The sequence below is a fragment of the Citrobacter sp. CK185 genome, assembly GCF_030333565.1.
Lineage (GTDB): Bacteria > Pseudomonadota > Gammaproteobacteria > Enterobacterales > Enterobacteriaceae > Citrobacter_B > Citrobacter_B koseri.
On sequence record NZ_JAOWFR010000026.1, the window covers coordinates 572,889 to 590,704 of the forward strand.

14 protein-coding genes and 2 tRNA genes are annotated in these 17,816 nt (G+C 53.0%); 10 read left to right on the top strand and 6 right to left on the bottom strand.

The window, feature by feature from the left end:
- The first annotated feature begins 97 nt into the window (after positions 1-97).
- The 8 genes from iucA to mrkJ all read left to right on the top strand — a co-directional run bounded on the left by iucA (position 98) and on the right by mrkJ (position 10,417).
- Positions 98-1,822 (top strand): aerobactin synthase IucA, encoded by a 1,725-nt coding sequence (iucA, locus tag OGV79_RS17460; RefSeq protein WP_200028248.1) that lies wholly within the window; start codon positions 98-100, stop codon positions 1,820-1,822.
- The gene (iucB, locus tag OGV79_RS17465; protein WP_115614222.1) at positions 1,823-2,770 is read left to right on the top strand and encodes a N(6)-hydroxylysine O-acetyltransferase IucB; all 948 of its coding nucleotides are present in this window, start codon (positions 1,823-1,825) and stop codon (positions 2,768-2,770) included. It abuts the gene before it with no gap.
- Positions 2,770-4,503, top strand: a complete 1,734-nt coding sequence (gene iucC, locus OGV79_RS17470) for an NIS family aerobactin synthetase IucC (RefSeq protein ID WP_060815991.1) — start codon at positions 2,770-2,772, stop codon at positions 4,501-4,503. The genes iucB and iucC overlap by 1 nt, the downstream gene beginning before the upstream one ends.
- Positions 4,504-4,506: 3 nt before the next feature.
- Positions 4,507-5,841 carry an NADPH-dependent L-lysine N(6)-monooxygenase gene (gene iucD / locus OGV79_RS17475; protein ID WP_286468748.1) on the top strand — a complete coding sequence of 445 codons (1,335 nt, stop codon included), beginning with the start codon at positions 4,507-4,509 and terminating at the stop codon, positions 5,839-5,841.
- Positions 5,842-5,866: 25 nt separating this feature from the next.
- Positions 5,867-8,068, top strand: a complete 2,202-nt coding sequence (gene iutA / locus OGV79_RS17480; RefSeq protein WP_012131873.1) for a ferric aerobactin receptor IutA — start codon at positions 5,867-5,869, stop codon at positions 8,066-8,068.
- Between the two features lie 176 nt (positions 8,069-8,244).
- Positions 8,245-8,958 (top strand): flagellar brake protein, encoded by a 714-nt coding sequence (locus tag OGV79_RS17485; protein ID WP_199972279.1) that lies wholly within the window; start codon positions 8,245-8,247, stop codon positions 8,956-8,958.
- Between the two features lie 15 nt (positions 8,959-8,973).
- A complete protein-coding gene (locus tag OGV79_RS17490; RefSeq protein WP_047462861.1) occupies positions 8,974-9,558 on the top strand; it encodes a helix-turn-helix transcriptional regulator in 585 nt (194 codons plus the stop codon).
- 142 nt (positions 9,559-9,700) lie between these two features.
- Entirely contained in the window at positions 9,701-10,417 is a 717-nt protein-coding gene (mrkJ, locus tag OGV79_RS17495; protein WP_047462857.1) for a cyclic-di-GMP phosphodiesterase MrkJ, read from the top strand.
- Positions 10,418-10,476: 59 nt separating this feature from the next.
- Here mrkJ and OGV79_RS17500 read toward each other — a convergent pair whose 3' ends face one another.
- From OGV79_RS17500 to OGV79_RS17525, 6 genes are all read right to left on the bottom strand, one after another.
- Positions 10,477-11,127 carry a fimbrial protein gene (locus OGV79_RS17500; protein WP_052194470.1) on the bottom strand — a complete coding sequence of 217 codons (651 nt, stop codon included), beginning with the start codon at positions 11,125-11,127 and terminating at the stop codon, positions 10,477-10,479.
- Between the two features lie 14 nt (positions 11,128-11,141).
- Positions 11,142-12,137, bottom strand: a complete 996-nt coding sequence (locus OGV79_RS17505; protein WP_047462854.1) for a fimbrial protein — start codon at positions 12,135-12,137, stop codon at positions 11,142-11,144.
- Positions 12,128-14,614, bottom strand: a complete 2,487-nt coding sequence (locus OGV79_RS17510; RefSeq protein WP_275147083.1) for a fimbria/pilus outer membrane usher protein — start codon at positions 14,612-14,614, stop codon at positions 12,128-12,130. The genes OGV79_RS17505 and OGV79_RS17510 overlap by 10 nt, the downstream gene beginning before the upstream one ends.
- Positions 14,615-14,625: 11 nt before the next feature.
- Positions 14,626-15,327: a fimbrial biogenesis chaperone gene (locus tag OGV79_RS17515; RefSeq protein ID WP_012131866.1), complete on the bottom strand. Its 702-nt coding sequence runs from the start codon at positions 15,325-15,327 to the stop codon at positions 14,626-14,628.
- Positions 15,328-15,422: 95 nt separating this feature from the next.
- Entirely contained in the window at positions 15,423-16,031 is a 609-nt protein-coding gene (locus OGV79_RS17520) for a fimbrial protein (protein ID WP_275147084.1), read from the bottom strand.
- Between the two features lie 609 nt (positions 16,032-16,640).
- Positions 16,641-16,730 (bottom strand) — tRNA-Ser (locus tag OGV79_RS17525).
- A gap of 93 nt (positions 16,731-16,823) precedes the next feature.
- Between OGV79_RS17525 and mtfA the strand changes: the two genes are divergently transcribed.
- A complete protein-coding gene (mtfA, locus tag OGV79_RS17530) occupies positions 16,824-17,621 on the top strand; it encodes a DgsA anti-repressor MtfA (protein WP_012131863.1) in 798 nt (265 codons plus the stop codon).
- 100 nt (positions 17,622-17,721) lie between these two features.
- A tRNA-Asn gene (locus OGV79_RS17535) sits at positions 17,722-17,797 on the top strand.
- Positions 17,798-17,816: the final 19 nt, after the last annotated feature.

Here is a 17,816-nt window from a genome sequence, read left to right on the forward strand (position 1 = left end):
GTAAAATTAATTTTACCGATTCTAACAATTGTTATTGATAATGAGAAACCTTATCGGCAAAATTCGCATTATCATAACGAGTGGGATCTGTTTGATTATGACTTTGCCAACTAAAACGTCAGCCCTGGATGTGGCTGCGCAGTGCTTCCTGAATTCCCTGGTTCGTGAAACCAAAGACTGGCGGCTGACGGAATACCAGCCAACCGAATTGATCATCCCGCTGGGCGAACAGCAGGCGCTCCATTTCAGAGTGGCTTATTTTTCCCCAACCCAGCATCACCGCTTTGAATTTCCGGCGCGTCTGGTCACGGCCTCCGGCAGTCACCCCGTCGATTTCGCCACCCTCTCCCGGCTTATTGTTGATAAGCTCCAGCACCAACTCTTGCTGCCCGCGACCAGTTGCGAAACCTTCCACCAGCGCGTGATGGAAAGCCACGCCCATACGCAGCAGGCGATTGATGCCCGCCATGACTGGGCAGCCCTGCGTGAAAAAGCGTTGAACTTTGGCGAGGCGGAGCAGGCTCTGCTGGTCGGGCACGCCTTCCACCCGGCGCCTAAGTCTCATGAACCGTTTAACCAGCAGGAGGCCGAACGCTACCTGCCGGACTTCGCGCCCCACTTCCCGCTGCGGTGGTTTGCGGTGAACAAAACGCAGATCGCCGGTGAAAGCCTGCATCTCAACCTGCAACAACGGTTGACGCGATTTGCCGCAGAGAATGCGCCGCAGTTACTCAATGAATTAAGCGACAATCAATGGCTATTCCCGCTGCACCCGTGGCAGGGGGAGTATCTGTTGCAGCAGGAATGGTGCCAGGAGCTTGTCGCTAAAGGGCTGATTAAAGATTTAGGCGAGGCCGGCGCGCCGTGGCTACCGACCACCTCTTCCCGCTCGCTCTACTGCGCCACCAGCCGCGACATGATCAAATTCTCCCTGAGCGTGCGCCTGACCAACTCCGTCCGTACCCTGTCAGTGAAAGAAGTGAAGCGTGGAATGCGCCTGGCGCGCCTGGCACAAACCGACGACTGGCAGACGCTACAGGCCCGCTTCCCGACTTTCCGGGTGATGCAGGAAGACGGCTGGGCCGGGCTGCGCGATCTCCACGGCAACATCATGCAGGAAAGCCTGTTTGCCCTGCGTGAAAACCTGCTGGTGGATCAGCCGCAAAGCCAGACTAACGTACTGGTCTCCCTGACTCAGGCCGCGCCGGATGGCGGTGATTCGCTGCTGGTTGCGGCGGTAAAACGCCTGAGCGATCGCCTCGGCATCACTGCGCAACAGGCCGCCCACGCATGGGTCGATGCTTACTGTCAGCAGGTGCTGAAGCCGCTGTTTACGGCTGAAGCGGATTACGGCCTGGTGCTGCTGGCGCATCAGCAAAATATTCTGGTTCAGATGCTTGGGGATCTGCCGGTCGGGCTTATCTACCGTGATTGCCAGGGCAGCGCGTTTATGCCTCACGCGGCAGGCTGGCTCGACACCATTGGCGAGGCGCAGGCGGAAAACGTCTTCACCCATGAGCAGTTACTGCGCTACTTCCCTTATTACCTGCTGGTTAACTCCACTTTTGCCGTGACCGCCGCGCTGGGCGCCGCCGGGCTGGACAGTGAAGCGAATCTGATGGCTCGCGTACGAACGTTGCTGGCTGAAGTGCGTGATCAGGTGACTCATAAAACCTGTCTCAACTACGTGCTGGAAAATCCGTACTGGAACGTAAAAGGTAACTTTTTCTGTTATCTGAACGACCACAACGAGAACACCATCGTCGATCCCTCGGTGATCTACTTCGATTTCGCCAACCCGCTGCTGGCTCAGGAGGGCTAAATGTCTAAGGCAAACATCGTTCACAGCGGATATGGACTGCGCTGTGAAAAACTCGACAAGCCTCTGAATCTTAGCTGGGGGCTGGACAATAGCGCGGTGCTGCGCTGGCCGGGGCCGCTGCCGACAGGGTGGCTGCGCGACGCGCTGGATCAGATATTTATCGCCGCACCGCAACTTTCAGCGGTGGTTCTCCCCTGGGCCGAATGGCGTGAGGAGCCACAGGCGCTGACGCTTTTCGGGCAGGTAAAAAGCGACATCATCCATCGCGCCGCCTTCTGGCAGTTACCGCTATGGCTGAGTTCTCCGGCAAACCGGGCCTCCGGCGAAATGGTTTTTGATGCAGAGCGTGAGATTTATTTCCCGCTGCGCCCGCCCCGTCCGCAGGGCGAGGTTTATCGCCGTTACGATCCACGCGTTCGCAAGACGCTGAGTTTCCGCGTTGCCGATCCCGTTCTTGATGCAGAACGTTTCACCCGCTGGATGAACGATCCGCGCGTTGAGTATTTCTGGGAGCAAAGCGGCTCGCTGGAGGTACAGACCGCCTATCTGGAGCGCCAGCTCACCGGTAAACATGCGTTCCCGCTGATCGGCTGCTTCGACGATCGGCCGTTTAGCTATTTCGAAATCTACTGGGCGGCGGAAGACCGCATTGGCCGCCACTATTCATGGCAACCCTTTGACCGTGGCCTGCATCTGCTGGTTGGTGAACAGCAATGGCGCGGAGCCCACTACGTGCAAAGCTGGCTGCGCGGGCTGACGCATTACCTGCTGCTGGATGAGCCCCGCACGCAGCGCACCGTACTTGAGCCACGCGCCGATAACCAGCGCCTGTTCCGCCACCTTGAGCCTGCGGGATACCGGACAATTAAAGAGTTCGACTTCCCACACAAGCGCTCGCGCATGGTGATGGCGGATCGCCATCACTTCTTCACGGAGGTCGGTCTGTAATGAATCACAAGGATTGGGATTTTGTTAACCGCCAGTTGGTGGCAAAAATGCTGGCCGAGCTGGAGTATGAGCAGGTTTTCCACGCGGAATCTCAGGGCGATGGCCGCTACTGCATTAACCTGCCGGGTGCGCAATGGCGCTTCAGCGCTGAACGCGGCATCTGGGGCTGGCTGTGGATTGATGCTCAAACGCTGCGCTGTGCGGACGAGCCCGTTCTGGCGCAAACGCTACTGATGCAGCTAAAGCCGGTGCTGTCGATGAGCGATGCCACCGTTGCTGAGCATATGCAGGATTTGTATGCCACGCTGCTGGGCGACCTGCAACTGCTGAAGGCTCGTCGCGGGCTGAGCGCCAGTGACCTGATTGATCTTGATGCCGACCGCCTGCAATGCCTGCTAAGCGGCCATCCTAAATTCGCTTTTAATAAAGGACGTCGGGGCTGGGGCAAAGAGGCGCTGGAGCGATATGCGCCAGAGTACGCCAACACCTTCAGACTGCACTGGCTGGCGGTAAAACGTGAGCATATGGTCTGGCGCTGCGACAGCGAGCTGGATATTCAGCAGTTGTTAACGGCCGCGATGGACCCGCAGGAGTTTGCCCGCTTCAATCAGGTCTGGCAGGACAACGGGCTGGATAACGACTGGCTGCCACTGCCGGTACATCCGTGGCAGTGGCAGCAAAAAATCGCCCTCGACTTCATCGCCGATCTTGCCGAAGGCAGGATGGTTTCTCTCGGCGAGTTTGGCGACTTGTGGCTCGCCCAGCAGTCGCTGCGCACCCTGACCAACGCCAGTCGCCAGGGCGGGCTGGATATCAAGCTGCCGCTGACCATCTACAACACCTCCTGCTACCGGGGGATTCCGGGCAAATACATCGCTGCCGGGCCGCTGGCCTCACGTTGGCTGCAACAGGTTTTTGCGACCGACGCCACGCTTAAGCAAAGCGGCGCGGTGATCCTCGGTGAACCGGCGGCGGGCTATGTGTCCCATGAAGGCTATGCCGCGCTTGCCCAGGCCCCCTACCGCTACCAGGAGATGCTCGGCGTTATCTGGCGTGAGAATCCGTGTCGCTGGCTGAAGCCGGATGAAAGTCCGATTCTGATGGCGACACTGATGGAGTGCGACGAAAACAACCAGCCGCTGATAGGCGCATATATCGACCGCTCCGGGCTGGACGCTGAAACCTGGCTCACGCAGCTGTTCCGGGTGGTAGTGGTTCCGCTGTATCACCTGCTCTGCCGCTACGGCGTCGCGCTTATCGCCCACGGACAAAATATAACGCTCGCCATGAAAGAGGGCGTACCGCAGCGCGTGCTGTTGAAAGACTTCCAGGGCGATATGCGGCTGGTGAAAGATGCGTTCCCGGAGATGGACTCCCTGCCTCAGGAGGTGCGGGACGTCACCGCTCGCCTGAGCGCCGACTACTTAATTCATGATTTGCAGACCGGCCACTTCGTGACGGTTCTGCGCTTTGTTTCGCCGCTGATGGCTCGCCTTGGCGTACCGGAGAGGCGTTTTTATCAACTGCTGGCAGCAGTGTTGAGTGATTACATGCAGGAACATCCACAAATGTCAGCGCGCTTTGCGCTTTTCTCACTCTTCAAGCCACAAATTATTCGCGTAGTGCTGAACCCGGTAAAACTGACCTGGCCCGACCAGGACGGCGGCAGCCGCATGTTGCCGAATTACCTTGAGGATCTGCAAAACCCGCTGTGGCTGGCAACCAGGGACTGAATCATGACAAACACTGTAGATTTTATTGGCGTAGGCATCGGCCCGTTCAACCTGAGCATCGCGGCGCTGTCTCATCAGGCCGAAGGATTAAGCAGCCGCTTCTTTGACGGCCGCCCGCATTTTGCCTGGCATCCCGGCATGCTGGTGCCGGACTGCCATATGCAGACCATGTTCCTGAAAGATCTGGTTAGCGCCGTGGCTCCCACAAGCCCGTACAGCTTTGTTAACTATCTGGTGAAGCGCAAAAAATTCTACCGCTTCCTGACCACCGAACTGCGTACCGTGTCCCGCGATGAGTTTTCCGACTACCTGCGCTGGGCCGCCGAAGGGATGAACAATCTGCATTTCAATCATACCGTTGAGAGTATTGATTTCGACGAGAGACACCAGCGGTTTGTGGTGCAGACCAGCCAGGGCGAAAGCGTTGCCCGCAATATCTGCCTTGGCATTGGCAAGCAACCGCACCTGCCGCCTTGCGTAAAAACGGCGACGCAAACCTGCTTCCACGCCAGTGAAATGAGCCTGCGCCAGCCAGACCTCGGCGGCAAGCGAATCACCGTGGTTGGCGGCGGGCAAAGCGGCGCCGACCTGTTCCTCAATGCGCTGCGCGGAGAATGGGGCGACGTTGCAGAGATCAGTTGGGTCTCGCGCCGCAATAACTTTAACGCGCTGGATGAGGCGGCGTTCGCCAACGAATACTTCACGCCTGAGTACGTTTCAGGCTTCGTCGGTCTGAATGAAAGCGCGCGCCAGAAGATGCTCGACGAGCAGAAAATGACCTCCGACGGCATCACGGCAGACTCGCTACTGACCATCTATCGCGAGTTGTATCACCGCTTCGAGGTACTGAGGCAACCGCGTAACGCCCGTCTGCTGCCAAGCCGCTCGGTCAGCGGGCTGGAAAGTCGCGGCCAGAGCTGGCAACTGCTGCTGGAGCATCATCTGGATAACGGCTATGACACTCTGGAAAGCGACGTGGTGATTTTCGCCACCGGCTACCGTCCCGCGCTGCCGCAGATACTTTCACCGCTGATGTCGCGAATCGCCATGCGCGATGAGTGCAATTTCAAAGTACGCGACGACTTCACCCTGGAGTGGAACGGCCCGAAAGAGAACAACATCTTCGCGGTCAACGCCAGTATGCAAACCCACGGCATCGCCGAACCACAGCTCAGCCTGATGGCCTGGCGCTCCGCCCGTATTCTTAATCGCGCGCTGGGGCGTGATTTATTCGATCTCAGTATGCCGCCCGCCCTGATTCAATGGCGCAGCGGCAGCCGGGAAAAACCGCAGCCGGAGGCTGCTTCTTTAACTCGCTACACAGCATCTTTGGGCTGATTTTTTCCGCCCGTGTGAAGGAATAATGATGATAAGCAAAAAGTATACGCTTTGGGCTCTCAACCCACTGCTTCTCGCCATGATGGCGCCAGCAGTCGCTCAACAAACCGATGATGAAACGCTCGTGGTGTCTGCCAACCGCAGCAATCGCACCGTAGCGGAGATGGCGCAAACCACCTGGGTTATCGAAAACGCCGAACTGGAACAGCAGATTCAGGGCGGCAAAGAGCTGAAAGACGCGCTGGCTCAGCTGATCCCTGGCCTTGATGTCAGCAGCCAGAGCCGCACCAATTACGGTATGAACGTGCGTGGCCGCCCGCTGGTCGTGTTGGTTGACGGCGTGCGTCTCAACTCTTCACGCACCGACAGCCGACAGCTGGACTCTATCGATCCTTTCAATATCGATCATATTGAAGTGATCTCCGGCGCAACGGCCCTGTACGGCGGCGGCAGTACCGGTGGTCTGATCAACATCGTGACCAAAAAAGGCCAGCCGGAAACCCAGATGGAGTTTGAGGCTGGCACCAAAAGCGGCTTTAACAGCAGTAAAGATCACGATGAGCGCATTGCCAGCGCCATCTCCGGCGGCAATGACCATATCTCCGGGCGTGTTTCAGTGGCGTACCAGAAGTTTGGCGGCTGGTTTGACGGTAACGGCGATGCTACCCTGCTCGATAACACCCAGACCGGCCTACAGTATTCCGATCGCCTGGACATCATGGGCACCGGTACGCTGAACATCGATGAAACCCAGCAGCTTCAGCTGATCACGCAGTACTATAAAAGCCAGGGCGACGACGATTACGGGCTGAATCTTGGGAAAGATTTCTCCGCCATTAGCGGGGCCAGCACGCCATACGTCAGTAAGGGGCTGAATTCCGACCGTATTCCCGGCACCGAGCGTCATCTGATCAGCCTACAGTACTCCAACAGCGATTTCTTTGGTCAGGAGCTGGTCGGCCAGGTTTACTACCGCGATGAGTCGCTGCTGTTCTACCCGTTCCCGACCGTAAATGCGAACAAACAGGCGACGGCTTTCTCCTCGTCACAGCAGGACACCGACCAGTACGGCATGAAACTGACTCTGAACAGCAAACCGCTGGACGGCTGGCAAATCACCTACGGGCTGGATGCCGACCACGAGCGCTTTACCTCCAACCAGATGTTCTTTGATCTGGCCCAGGCAAGCGCTTCCGGGGGGCTGAACAACCAGAAGATTTACACCACCGGGCGCTATCCGTCGTATGACATCACCAACCTGGCGGCCTTCCTGCAATCGAGCTATGACATCAATGATATCTTTACCCTCAGCGGCGGCGTACGCTATCAGTACACTGAGAACAAGATTGATGATTTCATCGGCTACGCGCAGCAACAGCAGATTGCCGCCGGGAAGGCGACATCCGCCGACGCCATTCCAGGCGGCTCGGTCGATTACGACAACTTCCTGTTCAACGCCGGTCTGCTGATGCACATCACCGAACGCCAGCAGGCATGGCTCAACTTCTCCCAGGGCGTGGAGCTACCAGACCCGGGTAAATACTACGGTCGCGGCACCTATGGCGCAGCGGTGAACGGTCACCTTCCTCTGACCAACAGCGTGAACGTCGGCGACAGCAAGCTGGAAGGCGTGAAGGTCGATTCTTATGAGCTGGGCTGGCGCTTTACCGGCGACAACCTGCGCACCCAAATCGCGGCCTATTACTCGATTTCCGATAAGAGCGTGGTGGCAAATAAAGATCTGACCATCAGCGTGGTGGACGACAAACGCCGCATTTACGGCGTGGAAGGCGCGGTGGACTACCTGATTCCAGATACCGACTGGAGTACCGGTGCGAACTTCAACGTGCTGAAAACCGAGTCGAAAGTGAACGGTAGCTGGCAGAAATATGACGTGAAGGTGGCAAGCCCATCGAAAGCGACAGCCTACATTGGCTGGGCGCCGGACCCGTGGAGCCTGCGCGTACAGAGCACCACTTCCTTCGATGTGAGCGATGCAGAAGGCTACAGCATTGATGGCTATACCACCGTCGATTTACTCGGCAGCTATCAGCTTCCGGTGGGTAAACTCAGCTTCAGCGTTGAGAACCTCTTCGACCGTGACTACACCACCGTCTGGGGGCAGCGCGCACCGCTGTACTACAGCCCTGGTTACGGCCCCGCTTCCCTGTATGACTACAAAGGACGCGGCCGCACCTTTGGTCTGAACTACTCAGTTCTGTTCTAAACCGCCCTCCTTGCCCGGCACATGCCGGGCAAATTCACCGAATGTCAATACGCAATCAATAGCATTGAACTATTTTTGAAAATTCAACAATAGGCCGCATCCTTTTATTTTTAATAAACAGGCGATCGCAACATGGGATAATAATCTGAAAGGACATTGTATTTTAGAGAGATGGTATGTCAGAAGGAGTTTCGAAAAAATCCAGATATGAAATTATTGCTATCCTGAGAGAAGAATTCAGGGTTAAGTCTAAACTGGATTTTAGTTTTAACGATCTGAACTGGCAATCAGATTTACGAAAAGTTGACAGTTCATCTTTTTATATCGATCTCCCTCCCTCTTTTCAGCCTTCGTTATCTGAAAACGGTGATGTCTGTTTTCAGATCCACAGTAAACTTGGCAGGATTGAGTTTGCCACCGCGCAGATAAATACTGAGCACAATAGCCCGGATAATATTTTCCGCTTTGCCATTCCTGAGAGCATAAACATACTGCAACGGCGATCGTCCCCCCGACTTAAGACAAGAGAGAGTTATCAATTCTGTTGTTCTGGTCGTTATAAAAATGGCGTTACTTTTAAACATACGTTAAATGATGTCTCTGACGGCGGGTGTTCTTTCATATCCACCCAATCTCAACTTAAATTTATGCGTAAAGATAATGTGTTAGAAAATGTTAAGATGAGCTTTGGTGAATATGGCAGCGTAATGACTAACTTAAAAATTATCAGCGTAACAGAACTCCATAGCGAAAAATCGTATGAAGAAGCAGATTTCCGCATCTCTTGTATGTTTCAGCATAAAAGTGACGATTATAAACATTACATAGAGAATGTTATCGTTAAGTTAATTATTGACAATAAAATTAAAAATAAGATTTTTTTAGTTTAACGGACCGGGAAAACATTGAGCAATTTATTATTTTACACGGATGATAATCTCATTGGGCAATCAATCCTGCATTACATGGTGGACAATGAGATAAATATTACCACGCTGGGCTATCAGGAGATCGCCGGGAGAACCCGTGCCCCTCAGTCGGGTACGATTATTATCAATGTCATTCATAAGGATATCTCTGCGGCCAGAACGGTCGCCTTACTCAATAGATTACGAATGTATCTCACGCACTGCACGCTGCTCGTTCTGATTGTAAAAAGCGACCTCGCCAGCTTATGTCGTGAACTTCTCGATCTTGAAAATGTATTGATTCTGACGGAAAACGCGTCTTGCTCCGATCTCTCGGCTATCTTCAAACATCCTTTAACGACCCGCGAATATCAGCGCTTATACACCCGGCGAAAACTCACTACCAGGGAGCAGCAGGTGCTGGCGCTAATGATTGCCAGCCATAACAATAAACAAATAGCAGAGCTTCTCAATATTGACTATAAAACAGCCCACACTCACAGAGCGAGTATTATGAGAAAGTTAGGCATGAATAACTCGCAAGTGATGAACAAAAGAATCGTCAATATGTTTCGATGCTAAACATATTAAATGTGCAGATGACCAATCAAAAACCGATAATTAATTGTTAACCAGCCCCCTGTCAATCATTTTCACCGACAAAAATATCACTTATATTAATACCACCTCCTCCCACCGTTGACCTGATTTCTGACGAGATATAATGGACGCACTTATGTTTTTCAATCATAATTTGTCACGTAGCGATATATCCGTTCGATATGTCTTCCAAAAAATGTTTTCACCTCTCGGGGCGCTTGTCGCCGTTGAGTGCCTGAGCCGCTTTGACCATATCCCTGTTTCTCCAGAAGAGTTATTTCGTTATGCCAATGCGGATTTACGGGAAAGTATCTTTATGGAACAACTGGCGTTAATAGAAAAACATAAAGCGTGGTTTATAAAAAACAATGTTTCTGCCACGATTAACGTTGACGACCATATACTCAGCGTCCTGCTACGGCCAGAAGTGAAAGCGAAAGTCAAAGCACTGGGCTGCGTTCACTTTGAACTCACGGAAAACTCTAACGAACTGTTGAATAACTCTCTCGCCGCCTGGTGTGATTCCCACAGCACCCCACTCTGGCTCGATGACTTTGGCGCTGGCTACGCGGGAATTAACGCGATTCGCGGCTATCATTTTGATTATGTCAAAATCGACAGAAACTTCTTCTGGCATTTAATGCAAAAAGAGTCTGGTCGGCCATTGATGGATGCGCTGGTCACCTTCCTTTCCCGTAACCAGCATAATGTGATTATTGAAGGCGTCGAAAGCGAAGCGCATAAGAAATGGTTGCAGGGTATGGAGTGGTTTGCCATTCAGGGGCATTACTGGAAAGAAGTCAGTATTGAACAACTGGTCAAAGAAGAGATTACGGTTTAAAAAAGAGAAAAAAATGCCGGAAGACTCCGGCATCAAAACCAACCTTCACACGCAAGAAATCAGTTATACACTAACTCCCAGGTTGCCCAACTGGTCAACGGGCCACTGGTCGCTTTCTCCGGCGCTGGCGTAACGTAACCGATGTAATAAGTAAACACACCGCCGCTTACCGCTTTTTCCACCAAAGGCACCCGGTTTTGCTGCGGGTCAGCCGGAACAATTTTATTGCTTTTATCCAGCGTATTATTGTCGTTGGTCGACAGCGCCAGAAAAATATGGCTGGCCCCATCCGCTCGTGTATTCGCCAGATAACCGGCATTTTCGTTGCCGACGGTATTGACCGTGAATCCATCAATCCAGCGCACACTTACCGTGCTGATCTCATCGTTATTCGCAGCGCCACCATCATGACGTAACTGACAGTTCGACAATTCCAGGGTGAAGGATTGCGGTTTCATAAATGCGCCCGCGCCACGGGCATGTACTTCCGCCAGGCTTACCGGTGCCAGCCAGACGCTACCGCTGCCCGCATTGTTGCCCCCATTGAGCGCTACGCTACAGGAGATATCCGTTACTCGCCCTGCGAAGTCCACCCGTCCGCTATCGTAATTGGTTTCAAATCCCCACGCTGAAGAGGCGACAAGCATTCCGCTTATCAGGGTCAACTGAGTGAGTCGTCTGATATTTTTATACTGTGCTGAATCACGCATACCCACCTCCCGAATTAATCGTACGTCAGGTTAAAGATCATGTGCGACTCCACCTCACCGGTACTTGTGGTCGATGCGTATTGATAGAAGCGTGCACGATAAGGCAATGTAATGTAACGGGTTTCCTGGGTCTGCAAGGTGCCGATATTATATTTCTTGCTAAATTCCAGCGGGGTGCCATCTTTCAGTACCTGGACGCCAATCCCTTTCGCCGCAGCGTTTCCGCTTTTTTCGTTGATTAGCACGCCCTGAGCGGCAGTGGTGCTTGTCGCCAGGTTGCCGGAAAAAGTCGTATGGATATTGGCGAAACCGGATTCACTTACGCCGCCGCTGCACTGCAACTGGATATTAAAATCTTTGCCTCCCGCCGTGGTGCCAACGCCATTCAGATCGCTGCGCTTAATCGTACCGATATCAACGTTCATATTCTTACCGCTTAACACGGTACAGGAGGGCGAGACGACGGTGATGGCATTGGCGCTGAGGAACGTTTCAAGGATCGGGTTACTGCCGTTTTCCCAGTCATAAGAGGTATATTTCCCCGCCGCCAGGGTGCCACTGCCGGTCACGTTCGCAGTTTTAATCACTTCCAGCGTAAAGCGGGAGCCTTCCAGTGAATAATTGGTCTGCCTGTTGACATAGGAGGAGTAGACATCCGGGTAGACAATATTGACCGTTGCGCCACCGCGGCTAAAACGCAAGCCGATGCCGTCTACGTTTGTCGAATAAATTTTATTCCCCAGGTCGGTGGCTCCGGGCACGACAATTTTCGCCGCAAAACGGTTAGTACCGGCTGAACAGCTATAGCTTGCGCCACCCGACGCCGACATTGTCCAGTCACGGGACACAATCACTGAGCCCACCGGCAGATCCGGCGGAACAACCACTCGCCCGATGGCCATGTCTAATGTCACCGTCGGCTGTGAAAGGCGCGAGCAGAAAGCCCATGCCGACGTTGTCCCCAGCGCCATTAATCCAATAAAAAGCGTCAGTCTTTTACTCAGCGACATAGCGTTTCCTTTGTTTTTGCCTGACTCAGATCCACCGTACATTGCCCGCCATTCCACTTAACCGTGGCTTTTGACGCGCTGGCGTCGCTGATAAACATCATGCTGCCCTGCCCCACAACACCGATCTCTTTTCCGTTCGGGTCAAAGATCGTGGCGGCGAACGGTAACGGCAGACCATTCGCCTGGCGCGCCTGCACCGTGATATTGTTTTGCACCGTGGTATTGAAGGCAACTTTGACTACGCTCCCCTCCCACGGCACAACCTGCGCCACGGTACGATCGAAAGCGATATCGTCATTACTGCCTTTCGGGTCAATTTCAACGGCGTTAATCCGGTAAGGCCGCAGATACGGCAGAATGGCGTAGCCGTTGCTGTCAATGCGGGTTCCCGGCGAACCTGGCAACATGGCGCCTGCGGCATCTTTCGCTTCGATCAGCGCCATCGTGGTGCCGCTTTCCGGCGAGAACACCACGCCGTGCTGATGGGCAATCAGCGTCCCGCTGGCGCCCAGACCACTCTGACGATACCCTTCGCCCTGGCTATAACTGCCGTTCAGCGTAGTCCACGGGGTACGATAGCTGCCGTTCAGCGCCACATCGTGCTGGCCTCCGGTCGCGGTGGTGGTCGATACGCCGTAGTTGAGGTTGTTTTCACTGTCCAGCGAGCCGTTGACGCCAATCTGCGAGCTGGCGAAGTGCGAGTTGTTGAACGAGGTATTTGACGTCAGATTCGCGGTGCGATTCTCGCCGAACCACAGCGGGTAGCTAAAGTTGAGCGAAACGCGATCGTCGCGACGATGACCGGAGCTGTCCGGCGTATAGACGCGCTGGGCGCTGACCGACCATGAGAGACGACCGAACATATTGTTATAGCTGAGCTGATACTGCTTCTCCGTGCCTGAACGGTTCCAGTAATCCGAAACCCGACCGCTTAAGTAGAAACCGCCCCAGCCGTCCGGCAGGTTCTGGTTTACGGTAAAGGTCATGCTGTTTTTCTGTCGCCACACGGTGTAGTTGCTGTTGTGGTTCTTTTCCTGATCGACGGCGTACAGCGCGTCGTTCAGGTTGTAGTAGCCTTTGGTGGAGTACCGATACGCCGCCAGGACAATACTGGTCTGCGTTTCGGTGAACATACGGTTAAAGGTGGCGCGGTAGCTCTGACCATGCTCGTCAAGGGTATCGCTCTTCAACCGCGAATGGGTGACATCGAATGACAAGGCGCCGACGCCGGTATTCATCCCGGTTCCCAGCAGGAATGCCTGATAGTCATCAAAACCGGTCACGCCAGCATAGCCGGTGAACAGGTTATTTAAGCCCTGTTGCCAGGTCGCCTGGTAGAGCATCGGCTTATTGCGCAGCGAACTATCATCAACCTTACCGGCAGAGAGCGCATAGCGGGTCATCCCCGGACGCAGTAATTGCGCTACCGAGGCATAAGGCACGCTGAACACCTGTACCGAGCCATCGGCTTCTTTTACTGAAACCTCAAGGTCGCTGCCATAGCCGGAAGGGTAAACATCCTGTAACGTAAACGGCCCCGGCGGTACGGTGGTCTGATAGATAATATTGTTGCCCTGACGTACCGTCACCAGCGCGTTACTTTGCGCCACGCCGCGAATTTCCGGGGCATAGGAACGCATACCGTCCGGGAACATATTGTCATCGGTCGCCAGATTTACCCCTCGCAGGCCGATGGTGTCGAAAAACTCACCGTTGGTAAAAATCTGCCCACCGCTGACAATCGAGTTAATTTGTGGAATCGGACGTTGCAGGTAGGTCTGGTTGCTGTTCCAGTGCGCCTTCCCCTGCTGCTGTTGCCAGTTCAGGTTACCAATGTGTTTGAGCAGCCAGCCGTCCCAGGAAAGACCCGCGTTAACGCCAAGATAGGCGCTGCTGTTATCTGACCCGTTGGCCGATGACGTGTGGCTGTTCCAGGCGTTAGCCATCCAGCCTAAATTCAGCGCCGCAACGCCTTTATCCCAGAACTCCGGGCTGACAAAATTCTTAAAGCGCTGATCTTCGTAGATTTGTGGTACGGAAATATCCAGCCTCAGAGAGGACTGGATCAGGTTGTCGCTGACATTTTCTTCGTTACGCCACTCTTGCAGTCGTCCGCAATAGCCCTCTTTCGCGCTAAGCTGTGGGTTAAATTTTTCTGGCGAGATACCGTATTGCATCAGCATCGCTTTGGTGTAGCAGACGCCCATTTTGCCGTCTTTTCCACGGGTGATATTCAGGTCGTAGCGGCCTTTCCACTCACCATTGGTATACACATCAAGTGAGTAAACGCCCTCGGAGATAGCGCTCGTGGAAAAGCGCGACAGATCGACCTTTTCGCGACTGCCGACAATAAAGCCATCGTTAAACTGATAAACCGTTCCTGGGTTTTCCTGGCCGCTTGAAAATGGCGGAAAGCAGTACAGTGCAATCGCAATTGCCGTACTTAATCTTTCCGGGCGGATTGACCTCTGCTTCATGATCGTTTCCCTTATTTAACGGCAACTTTCACTGCGACATCTGCGCCATAGTCATTAATGTTGTTAACAGTCAGGGTCTCGCCTTTGTTCACTGTCGAAGAGAGTGCGATGGTCTGACTGGACTGTGGGGCAAACATCACCGTTTTGCTGTTCAGCGCTTTGCCGCCGTCACGAGAGATACGGCTTACGGTGATATAAAAAGGCGTGGGATTGTTGACGGACAGGCTGCTGCCGTTGGCGGAAAGCACCAACTTTTCCGCCGCCGCATCACGGTTGCCTAATCCATTCGGACGATAGATAAACTTAAAGCGAGAACGAATCGCCAGTTGCAGAATATTCTGCCCTTCATTTTTCTGGTTAGCCTCTACCGGCGGAATTTCCAGAAGGTTCAGCCACCATAATGTCTCTTTATCTTTAGCGAGCCCTGCATTGCTGCCGAGCTTAATACGCAAAGTCTGACCGCTTTTAGCGTCAACGCGGGAAATAGGTGGTGTAATAATAAATGGTGTAGTAATCGTATCCGGCGTCGCATCGGCATTACCGTTATCCAGCCAGGCTTGTGCCAGTGCCGGACGATCTGCGGTATTAGAGAGCTGCACCGTTATTTCTTTTTCATTTCCTGGATAAATAAAGCGGGTGCCATTAACAATAATGTTATTAGCATTAGCCGCAAAACTAAAAATGAAACAGAAAAAAAGGGCAATAAGCTTCATGCTGACCTCTGAATAAAAAATAAGCGGCAGCAGCGGCCGCTTTATTATTGTTTTATACCGCCCCGGCGCGAGGCGGTTTTATCTCTCAGCCGATATTACTGGTAGGTAATTTCGTAAGTCGCATAGCTATTGACCACACCGGTTGTCACGCTGTCAGGCGTGCTGGTGGCATAACCAACATAGTAAGTGAAACGCGCGCCATCCTGAACGGCAGCCGCGTCGCCAGTCGCTTTCGGCTGAGCGGTGTCTCCCGGGATGATTTTCTTGGCCAGCGCGGTGTCGTTATCGGTAGACAGAACCAGTTGGATATCCTTCGCACCAGCCGCTTCCGTATTGGCCAGGTAGCCCTGTTGTTTGCCGGAAGCGCCCGCCAGCAGGTTGCCGCCGGTCCAGTTCACACCCAGTTTGCTCACGTCATCTTGTTTCGTACCATCAGCCGCCTGGCAGTTAGAAACATCGATGGTGAAAGATTTTGGTTTCAGATAGGTATCCGCAGCCGCAGCTTTAACTTCCGTTAACGTTACCGGAGACAGATAAACATTAGCATCGCTGCCCTGGCCGTTTACGGAAACAGTACAAGATACGTCGGTAACTTTACCGAAGAAATTAACCTGACCGCCGCCGACATTAGTATCAGCAGCATTTGCCGCAGCCATGCCAAAAAATGCAGTCGCGATTGCAGCAGAGAGAAGAACCTTTTTCATTGCCATTTCCTTGTCAGAGTGAATTAAGTATCAATGAGCAAACAGTGAGTTCACACAAAAATCAGAAGCGATATGCGATTCTTACTTGTGCGACTGTTAATAGAAACTTCGACTGACCGGAAGCTGCTATATTTAAGGTATCAAAAACGAACTTGATAAAAACTCGTTGATGCTGTCGGCGTCAAAGAATGCTATTTCGGAGTCAAATATACATTTTTTCATATCTTGATTGAGGCCGTTTAACAGGATTACACCTATTAATCCTCACCTGAAAAATAGAAAAATCCACTCAATGGCATATTGCTATCTTAAAACTTCTACAATTTCTCTCTGTACTGCCTGTCAGTGCTTCACCAATATTGCCAAATAAGATAACCGGTTAAATTCGCGGCGAACCCGGCAAAGAGAAGCCGTAATTCTCCGGTCATAAAACGGAAAGCCAGAGGTTTGTTGCCGATCGCAAAGCGCAAGTGTTCCCCGACGCTGAATTGTCCTGTTCTGGAAAAATCGGAGGAGGATGATGGCGAGAAGCATACCCGGTGAATATACCAACACTATACCAAGTGTGACGGGGGTCGTTGAAAGGGAGTGAACTAAGTGCTTGAATAGTGGCGGAGAGAGGGGGATTTGAACCCCCGGTAGAGTTGCCCCTACTCCGGTTTTCGAGACCGGTCCGTTCAGCCGCTCCGGCATCTCTCCGTTCTGGTGGTTGCCATGATGCCAGGTAATTTGGCATTTTAACAGACCCTGTTCCTGCAATTTTGTTCAAGTGACGAGTTTGCGAGCAAAACGATGATTAAGTGGCCCTGGAAAGTACACGAAACAGACCAGAATGCGGCCTTGCCGTGGGATGACGCCCTGGCAATTCCCCTTCTGGTCAACCTGACTGCGCAAGAGCAAGCCAGATTAATTGCGCTGGCCGAGCGTTTTTTACAGCAAAAAAGGTTGGTCGCTCTTCAGGGATTTGAACTGGATGCGTTGAAAAGCGCGCGTATTGCGCTGCTTTTTTGTCTCCCGGTTCTGGAGCTGGGCATCGAATGGCTCGATGGCTTCCATGAAGTGCTGATCTACCCTGTGCCTTTTGTTGTGGATGATGAATGGGAAGATGATATTGGTCTGGTGCATAACCAGCGCGTTGTCCAGTCCGGGCAAAGCTGGCAGCAAGGCCCAATAATTCTGAACTGGCTTGATATCCAGGACTCCTTCGATGCGTCCGGCTTCAATCTGATTATCCATGAAGTGGCGCATAAACTTGATATGCGCAATGGCGACCGGGCCAGCGGCATCCCGTTGATTCCTCTGCGCGAAGTGGCCAGTTGGGAGCACGATCTCCACGCGGCCATGAACAATATTCAGGATGAAATTGATCTAGTGGGTGAAACCGCATCCAGCATTGATGCTTACGCAGCAACCGACCCTGCTGAATGCTTTGCGGTTCTGTCAGAATACTTCTTCAGCGCCCCGGAACTGTTCGCCCCGCGTTTCCCGGCATTGTGGCAACGTTTTTGTCAGTTTTATCGCCAGGACCCCTTACTGCGACTGCGTGATAACCCAGAAGAGGACAATATACCGACATCACACGTCCATTAAATCGTGGTTTTGAAGATTAATTAACCAATTGAAATGACGTGCGAATTTTACTGTTGACACGTTACAGAGCGGTCAGTATTATTCGCCTCGTTCACACGATTCCTCTGTAGTTCAGTCGGTAGAACGGCGGACTGTTAATCCGTATGTCACTGGTTCGAGTCCAGTCAGAGGAGCCAAATTTAAAGAAGCCCGCTT

What these genes read in the sequence shown, in the direction of transcription:
- mrkJ (WP_047462857.1), top strand. Translation starts at nt 9,701, where the DNA reads ATGGACGCACTTATGTTTTTCAATCATAATTTGTCACGTAGCGATATA.
- mtfA (WP_012131863.1), top strand. Translation starts at nt 16,824, where the DNA reads ATGATTAAGTGGCCCTGGAAAGTACACGAAACAGACCAGAATGCGGCC.
- iucD (WP_286468748.1), top strand. Translation starts at nt 4,507, where the DNA reads ATGACAAACACTGTAGATTTTATTGGCGTAGGCATCGGCCCGTTCAAC.
- iutA (WP_012131873.1), top strand. Translation starts at nt 5,867, where the DNA reads ATGATGATAAGCAAAAAGTATACGCTTTGGGCTCTCAACCCACTGCTT.
- iucB (WP_115614222.1), top strand. Translation starts at nt 1,823, where the DNA reads ATGTCTAAGGCAAACATCGTTCACAGCGGATATGGACTGCGCTGTGAA.
- OGV79_RS17520 (WP_275147084.1), bottom strand. Translation starts at nt 16,031, where the DNA reads ATGAAAAAGGTTCTTCTCTCTGCTGCAATCGCGACTGCATTTTTTGGC.
- iucA (WP_200028248.1), top strand. Translation starts at nt 98, where the DNA reads ATGACTTTGCCAACTAAAACGTCAGCCCTGGATGTGGCTGCGCAGTGC.
- OGV79_RS17515 (WP_012131866.1), bottom strand. Translation starts at nt 15,327, where the DNA reads ATGAAGCTTATTGCCCTTTTTTTCTGTTTCATTTTTAGTTTTGCGGCT.
- OGV79_RS17500 (WP_052194470.1), bottom strand. Translation starts at nt 11,127, where the DNA reads ATGCGTGATTCAGCACAGTATAAAAATATCAGACGACTCACTCAGTTG.
- OGV79_RS17485 (WP_199972279.1), top strand. Translation starts at nt 8,245, where the DNA reads ATGTCAGAAGGAGTTTCGAAAAAATCCAGATATGAAATTATTGCTATC.
- iucC (WP_060815991.1), top strand. Translation starts at nt 2,770, where the DNA reads ATGAATCACAAGGATTGGGATTTTGTTAACCGCCAGTTGGTGGCAAAA.
- OGV79_RS17510 (WP_275147083.1), bottom strand. Translation starts at nt 14,614, where the DNA reads ATGAAGCAGAGGTCAATCCGCCCGGAAAGATTAAGTACGGCAATTGCG.
- OGV79_RS17505 (WP_047462854.1), bottom strand. Translation starts at nt 12,137, where the DNA reads ATGTCGCTGAGTAAAAGACTGACGCTTTTTATTGGATTAATGGCGCTG.